This window comes from Nitrosomonas sp., assembly GCF_024282095.1.
In the GTDB taxonomy this organism is placed as follows: domain Bacteria; phylum Pseudomonadota; class Gammaproteobacteria; order Burkholderiales; family Nitrosomonadaceae; genus Nitrosomonas.
Genome location: NZ_JAMWZS010000065.1, coordinates 1 through 7,418, shown reverse-complemented (window position 1 = coordinate 7,418; position 7,418 = coordinate 1). Strand labels below are relative to the sequence as shown.

Here is a 7,418-nt window from a genome sequence, read left to right as displayed (position 1 = left end):
GCGCTCACTTTCCGGCAGGGGGATTCGGATTCGGTCGGGTTCGGTTCGGGAGAAATTTCAGTATGCAATTGATTCAAATCAAAAAGATCTAATGCCGAAGCAGGTTATGCCATTTCCGGTTCGGTTCTAGTTCGGTTTTAAGTGGGTCAGCCACTATGCAGAAAAAAAGAATTTAAGCTTCTTCAACTTTTAAACCATAATTTCCACTGGGTGCCGGACTTTTAATCCGTTGGTCGCCAGTTCGAATCTGGCACGGCCTACCAAATAGAACAGGGGTTAGCTTAAACGCTAATCCCTTTTTTATTTTTGAACGAGACAAAAACGTAATAAATTACGGCATCTCCACCATATCAACTCTCGGTTCTAGCCGCTGCAGCATTCAAATGCATGGTTACATGCTTGGTTTAATGATTGGCGGATTCAACTTTGAAGTGCAATTTTGTAAGGAAGTTTATAGGCAAGCTGCGATAGTATCGGAGCTACTTAAACGACCAAGTAAAAGGAGCACAGATGAAGCACTACAAGCAGTTCACCCGTGAGCAACGATACCAGATTTCTGGCTTGAAGAAAGCAGGTTTGAACCAATCGCAAATTGCGGCTGAATTGGGCGTACACAAATCGACGATTTCTCGAGAATTCAGGCGGAAAAAGTGGCGACGTGCCTGGATTCTTGCTTTTGCAGCTGTACTACTTTGCTTGAAGCGAAATGCTGCGTTGCGGGTTTCTATGATATGGCAATCAAGGTTCAATTTCTAACCATGTGCTGCGGAAGGCTTTATCCTGGGCGTTAACCAAAACTTTGCAATTCTGACCGTTTATAGATTTCGATCCATCATCACTAAGGATCTTTGCTCTTGTCTTCTTCTTGGAATAAACAACCAATGCCTCTGGATGCAATCCATTAAAATCAATCTTAATTAATACAGGTGCCTCAGAAGGATTTCCTGACCATTGATAAAGCTGAAAGCTACCATTATCGTCATAAGGCCCTGCAATAATGAAGTATGCTCCACTGGCATCAGAATACTCAATACTGCGTATGCCTAGACCATCCAATGCAAGAAGTATTGGGTTACCCAATTTTGGTTTCTCATTTCCGGCAATGACTTCTTGTGGATTTTCCAATGGAACCAGTAGTGCCTTCCCTTCCGGAATTGGATTGCGAAAACCGATCAACAAGTTTCCTTGTGGAGTTCTAGTTAGTCCTTCTATGTTGAGACCATTTTTGGATTCCGGAGCATTTTTGGCGGCTTTTCCAAGATCGTAGTTCTTTAATCCAGCGGAATCTTCGAAGGCTTTGACCAAACCAAGAAAGGGTATACCGATAGGTTTCAAGCCAAACTTGCCATCAATAGCTTCGATATCTGTCGCAAAAAATCGGTGCCGATTGGGACGCTGCTTACCATCTTTATTTGCACCGTGCGAGGTGATCCAGTAGATTCGATTTTTAATGAGAGTAGCGCCCTCGATATCGACTTCAGGATGCTTTGGATTGATTTGCAAAAATGAAGAAAGATCCTGCGAGTATATTGCTTTGCCAGATTCTTCATTCTTATAGATCCTTAGTGTATTGTCTTCATCGTTGGCGACGACAAACAGATTGGATTCCACAGGAACAGCAGCGGATGCGTCACACATTCCAAAGTGACTGGTAATAGATGAAAGCCTACCTGCGGAAACAGGTAGCGTAAGAATCGTAGCGACAATGGTGACTGCTATAGCCGTAAGTTTTTTATTCATGAAAATTCCTTAGCTTATTTGAAGGCAGGACATTGGTTAATGAGCCAGTTCTTCAGAACAGGCAAGTTTATTTACTATTGTTCTAAAATTTTTTTCTTTTTTTGCCTTGCCGCAATCCTGTTTTAGTGGCTATTACATCGCTACTTTGGCACTTAGATTCCATCTGAGATAATAGGCGCATCCATTTCTTTACCTTATTTGACACGTAACCTCGTAGCCAATCGCTCCGTCAATCCGGGTATCGCTGAAGCGATTAATTTTTTATGATTCGAGAGTCATACCTCTATGTAGCCAGAGTCAATTGCCCTTCATCTAGAAGTACCACATGAGCACCGTGCTCAATCAGTTGATAGTAATGTAGATATTTTTCCACTTCAGTCGGTTGATTGGTCTTTAGACCATAGTATTTACCCGCTTGCGGAAAGACCTCGGTGGCAACTTGTTCGTCGTAAACCGCAAAATCCCATGGCATGTTGGTATCCCGGCCACTGATAGAATTAGCGACCGGGAATTCATCCCGGAATGCCACCCTCATATCTACTCCGTCCTTCAGTTGTGCCATGATTATTTTCTGAATATCCGGATCGGTCAGATCCTCACGGTGCATGACAAAAATCCTCGTAATACTGACACTTCGCTCCAGAGCCCGTAGATTGCTCTGGTAGAAATTTACCAGTGTTGCTCGACTCAACCACTCGTAATACTGACACTTCGCTCCAGAGCCCGTAGATTGCTCTGGTAGAAATTTACCAGTGTTGCTCGACTCAACCAGCCTGAGGTGACGGGATCAACAGCCCGGATACGTTGTATGGTAGCATCGCTGCATTTTGCCCCTTCTAGGTAGAACTCATTTTCATCCAGGGGAATAAGACCATTCTGCAGCATAGTAATGGTACGCAAGGTGCTGGCCAAGAGTTCCTGTGCTTTGGTATGGCATTCAGGATCAATGATACGACTGACAGCATAGGTCAATTCGTGGGAATGGTGGTAAAGGTCAATCAACTCGGTACGGGTTATTTCCATGTCTTCCCGAAGCAGATAGGTAGCAAGGGAAAGCAGGATTCCGATACCAAATATCAGGTAGGATGCCACTTCATTATGCAGAACCAAGTGGAAAAAGATCGCTAGGCCGGAACCCGCAAGAAACTCGATAAACACGGCCATATTTTGTACTTTTTGACTAAATTTCATTACAAATGTACTTCCTGTGAAATACAAAAAAGCTTCCGCCGTGGACAAAAACGAAGTGCGGAGATTAGGGGAGCCAAAACAAAAAAACAGTAGTGCCGGCTTTCAATTACCTTGAAAAGTTTTGTTGTAGTTAAATAAAATTGAATTAAAGCCCATTCTTCAAATTTAATGAGGCCTGAATCACTGGTCGAGATATAAATACGACTAGTGTTAATATGTTAGGGTTTTAGAAAGTCAAGTACTCATCAAAGTGAGTCAACTTTCTGAAATGAAAGTTAAGAATATATGCTATTTCCGTTCTCAAATGAGAGAAGCCAAATTTAAACAAATAGTCTTTCGTAAGCAAAACTCCCTAAGTATCACCGCTCTTAAACATATGACAACCCGGCACTGCCAATTATAGGCTATCTCACAATATCCAGCAGCGTTACTTTGCCTGCGTTTCATCCTTGCGTCCAGTTACTCGTAAAGGCGCCTTATAGAATCTAAATGATTGTCTAATAAGCACAAAATCTCTATAGCTGGCAGTTAATTGTGATGGTAGCCCCCATGGTGTAACCATCCATCTATGTGTTTGACAACACAATTGATTATCGGTACCTTTATTTTTGCTTAAAAAGATATTTATATTTTCTGTATCTCTAGGAGTAGGTCTGGTGAGAAACATTATGAAAAACCAACGGAGCTAAACTGCTGGTACCAGCCTTGGTCTCGATGAATAATTAACAGTGAGTTCTGTCCGCAATTTATGATCATCAAAAGAAAGAAAAGGAAATCTTGATGTTTGAATGGCTGGCAAGTCCTGAAGCGTGGATAGCATTAGGCACATTAACCGCATTAGAAATTGTTCTCGGGATCGATAACATTATATTTATCTCCATACTTGTCGGGCGCCTTCCAGAAAATCAACGTGCGTTTGCCAGACGAATGGGGCTTGGCCTTGCCATGATCACGCGCTTGGCTTTGCTATTTTCGATCTCCTGGGTAATGGGATTAACTGAACCGTGGATGACATTGCTCTCCTATGAAATTTCAGGACGCGATGTAATTCTGATCGGTGGCGGTCTGTTTCTGGTAGCCAAAGCTACGCATGAAATCCATAGCAGTTTGGAAGGAATCGAAGAGCCTGGTCGTTTGATTGTGGTCACTAGCTTGGGAATGGTGCTGCTCCAAATTGCAGTGTTGGATATTGTATTCTCATTGGATTCAGTCATCACGGCAGTCGGCCTGGTCGATCAGGTTTCTCTCATGGCGATTGCTATTATTTTGGCAGTAATCGTGATGCTGGTGGCGGCAAAAACTATCGGCGATTTTGTAGATGAACATCCTACGATCAAAATTCTTGCTCTTTCGTTCCTTATTCTAGTGGGCGTCACGCTCATGGTGGAGGGATTCGGCGTACACGTACCAAAGGGCTATATTTATTTTGCAATGGCTTTTTCCGTCACAGTAGAGATGCTCAATCTTCGTATGCGAAAAAAACGGATGGCGCCTGTCAAACTCTACAAGAGAATTTCTGAATAGCTGGAAGCAGTTATTTATCACAAGATATATTTCCTGATAAGCCATTAATTTTAGTTCTATTACAGTATCCATAAAAAAATAGATTGGGTGCTAATGATTTATCTTTCTTGAAACAAGGTGGTTTGATGTAGCTAGTGGAATAAAGCGCCCCGCTGTAAACAGCGGGGGATTAAACCATCAGAGAACAAATTTACCCCGCGCGCCTTGCGGCAAGACCACGGGGAATCTCAAGTTTAACCAAAAAGCTTGCCTATCGCATAACTATACCAAGTAGTTATTTTATTTCCATATTACTGCTAAAAAAACGTGACAAATCTGACGGTTATTGGCTAGTGTTGGCGAGCACTGGCAGGTATATTTTCAACAAAAACAGTTAATTAAAATACCTTTTAATCCGTTGATCGCCAGTCCGAATCTGGCACGGCCTACCAAATAGAACAGGGGTTAGCTTAAACGCTAGCCCATTTTTTATTTTTGAACGTAACAAGAATGTTTTTTATCATACTGTTAGCATCAGACATTTTTTCGATTTTTCCCAGAAATTGAGCAAGGTGGATTGACGATCAGTTGAGCCGAACTTATGTAGACCTTTGCAGGTGATGAATCTGTTGCGCTCTTTCAAAAAAGCTATCAAATTAAGAAAATCCTTATTGCTGTGTCGACATGCCTGCCCCCCCCCTGATCGGTCACCACCCGCCTTACCCACGTCCGCAATGTTTCCGGTGTGCAACCCCGTCTTCGACGAAGGTCTATTTGATTGCAGACCATTGCAATCCCTGCTCTTTTTGCTGCTCAAATACCAATCGCACCGCTCGTTCTCGTACTTCAGAGGAATAACTGATTTGATTCTTCATCTCATCCTCCTCTCAAATCATTTATTTCCGGAAAACCTGGCCATTCATGGTAGTATTTGTGAATTCAATAAGTTGTGATTTGCGACGCTACCGCTATTAGCTATGCTTATTACCGTCCCGTATCGAATTTCAACAGCCTGATAACTACTCATTTCCAAAAGCGCCGAAATGTCTACCAAACCCCAGCCGCAACACAATCATCTTCTGGCGGCCTTGTCGCCTGACGTTCAAAGCCGTTTGTTCCCGTACCTGGAACTAGTGCCACTGCCGTTGCGCGCGCTCCTGTATGAATCCCGGCGCCCCATGCGTCATGTTTACTTTCCCACTGACTCCATAGTTTCGCTGCAGTATATGATGGAAAATGGGGCATCGACCGCGATCTCTGTGGTGGGCAATGAGGGGTTGCTAGGCATCACTTTGTTTCTGGGCGGCGAGAGCACGCCGAGTCGCTCGATGGTACAGAGCGCCGGTTACGCATATCGACTCCCCAGACTGCGGGTGAAAGAGGAGTTCAACCGCCACGGCCAGTTGCTGATGCTGATGCTGCGCTACACGCAAGCCTTGATCACGCAAATCTCTCAGACTGCAGTGTGCAACCGGCAGCATTCGATCGACCAGCAGCTCTGCCGCTGGCTCCTGCTTTCCATGGATCGCCTGTCTCACAACCACTTGACCATGACCCAGGAATTCATCAGCAACATGCTCGGCGTTCGCCGCGAAGGCATCACTCAGGCCGCGTTAAAATTGCAGCAGCTAGGCGTGATTTCATATTCGCGTGGATTGATCAAGGTGCTTGACCGGCCGAAACTTGAAACCCTGAGTTGCGAGTGCTACAGCGTGGTCAAGAAGGAAACAGATCTGCTGCTTGACTACCTGCCGCAGCGCCGCGTAATTACGAATACCGACACCATCCCCACTGCGACGCTTCCAACGCAGCAGGAGGGAGACGTCAATAAAAAGGACGTATGAGGACACAAAGGATCAGGTCTTGCAATAATGACTTTGCCCCTGTAATCCGTACCTCTTAACGCGCTCATTATGCAATTTCTTTCGAACGTTAGCCCGTCCTATGCAGAGAGAAATACTTATGAAATTAAAAGACTTAAGAAAAAACGTGTCCGCCAAGAGAGTTCCGCTTGAACACTTGCTTAAGAAAAATGAGAAAATCAAAAGAACTGTCAAGAAAGCTGCCAGTGAACTTACATTGGTAAATGAAGTGGCGGATTCAATTTCGAAGTGCAACGCCTGACGTTGCTTTGGTGTAGCGCACCGTTTTTCCGAAGAATACCTCAAACGGGGTTCTGAACCCAAGCACTTTGCGTGGTCGATGGTTGAGTCTATCCACCGCCCATTGCACTTGCTCTTGGGTAACCTCGACCAATTCCATCCCCTTGGGGAAATACTGTCGCAGTAGCCCATTGCTGTTCTCATTCAAGCCACGCTCCCACGAATGATAGGGATGGGCGAAATAAACATCTGCATCGAGTTCCGCCGCGATGATTTCATGCTCCGCAAACTCTTTTCCGTTGTCGAATGTCATGGTGTGGCATTTGCCTTTATGGGGGCGCAGTAACCGCGTAACTACCGCCGTTACCCCCGATGCATGTTTGTCGGGCACCTTGCGCTGCCAGAATGTAGCGTGACTTCCTCTCGGCCAATGTGACCAATGCGCCTCGGTGGTTCTTGCCAATTACGGTGTCGCCCTCCCAGTCGCCTATGCGAATCTTCTGTTCCACGATCACCGGGCGTTCGTTAATGCCGACCCGACTCTTGATTGTGCCTCGGCGCTTATCTGCATAAATGTGCAAATAGATCGATTCATGGCTGATCTGCAGCCCGCAAGTCGATGAGATGCTTGTTCCGGGCTCCTGTCCTGTCGAATCAATCGTTCGACTTCCGTCCACTCCAACAATGAGTGATGTCGTGCATTGGCGCAATTCTTGCGACGCTCGTCCCGTAATTCCTGAGCTTGCTTGGGATGCCAGCCACGTCGCCACTTGTTCCGCCTGAATTCTCGGGAAATCGTCGATTTGTGTACGCCTAATTCAGCCGCAATTTGCGATTGGTTCAAACCTGCTTTCTTCAAGCCAGAAATCTGGTATCGTTGCT

Annotated in this window: 5 protein-coding genes and 2 pseudogenes; 3 read left to right on the top strand and 4 right to left on the bottom strand. The window is 45.0% G+C overall.

Annotated features, from left to right (window positions below):
• Nucleotides 1-510: 510 nt before the first annotated feature.
• Nucleotides 511-645: pseudogene (locus tag Q0K92_RS12685) on the top strand (helix-turn-helix domain-containing protein); the annotation flags it as partial.
• Between the two features lie 93 nt (nucleotides 646-738).
• Here Q0K92_RS12685 and Q0K92_RS12680 read toward each other — a convergent pair.
• The 3 genes from Q0K92_RS12680 to Q0K92_RS12670 form a co-directional block, all read right to left on the bottom strand.
• Entirely contained in the window at nucleotides 739-1,740 is a 1,002-nt protein-coding gene (locus tag Q0K92_RS12680; protein WP_297326160.1) for a DUF3616 domain-containing protein, read from the bottom strand.
• A 283-nt stretch (nucleotides 1,741-2,023) separates the two neighbouring features.
• The gene (locus Q0K92_RS12675) at nucleotides 2,024-2,347 is read right to left on the bottom strand and encodes a hypothetical protein (RefSeq protein ID WP_297326159.1); all 324 of its coding nucleotides are present in this window, start codon (nucleotides 2,345-2,347) and stop codon (nucleotides 2,024-2,026) included.
• 80 nt (nucleotides 2,348-2,427) lie between these two features.
• The gene (locus Q0K92_RS12670; RefSeq protein WP_297326158.1) at nucleotides 2,428-2,931 is read right to left on the bottom strand and encodes a hypothetical protein; all 504 of its coding nucleotides are present in this window, start codon (nucleotides 2,929-2,931) and stop codon (nucleotides 2,428-2,430) included.
• A gap of 780 nt (nucleotides 2,932-3,711) precedes the next feature.
• Here Q0K92_RS12670 and Q0K92_RS12665 point away from each other — a divergent pair.
• Nucleotides 3,712-4,455, top strand: a complete 744-nt coding sequence (locus Q0K92_RS12665) for a TerC family protein (RefSeq protein ID WP_297326157.1) — start codon at nucleotides 3,712-3,714, stop codon at nucleotides 4,453-4,455.
• Between the two features lie 1,022 nt (nucleotides 4,456-5,477).
• Nucleotides 5,478-6,278, top strand: a complete 801-nt coding sequence (locus tag Q0K92_RS12660) for a Crp/Fnr family transcriptional regulator (RefSeq protein ID WP_297326156.1) — start codon at nucleotides 5,478-5,480, stop codon at nucleotides 6,276-6,278.
• A 256-nt stretch (nucleotides 6,279-6,534) separates the two neighbouring features.
• Here Q0K92_RS12660 and Q0K92_RS12655 read toward each other — a convergent pair.
• Nucleotides 6,535-7,418 (bottom strand): annotated as a pseudogene (locus Q0K92_RS12655) (IS30 family transposase); the annotation flags it as partial.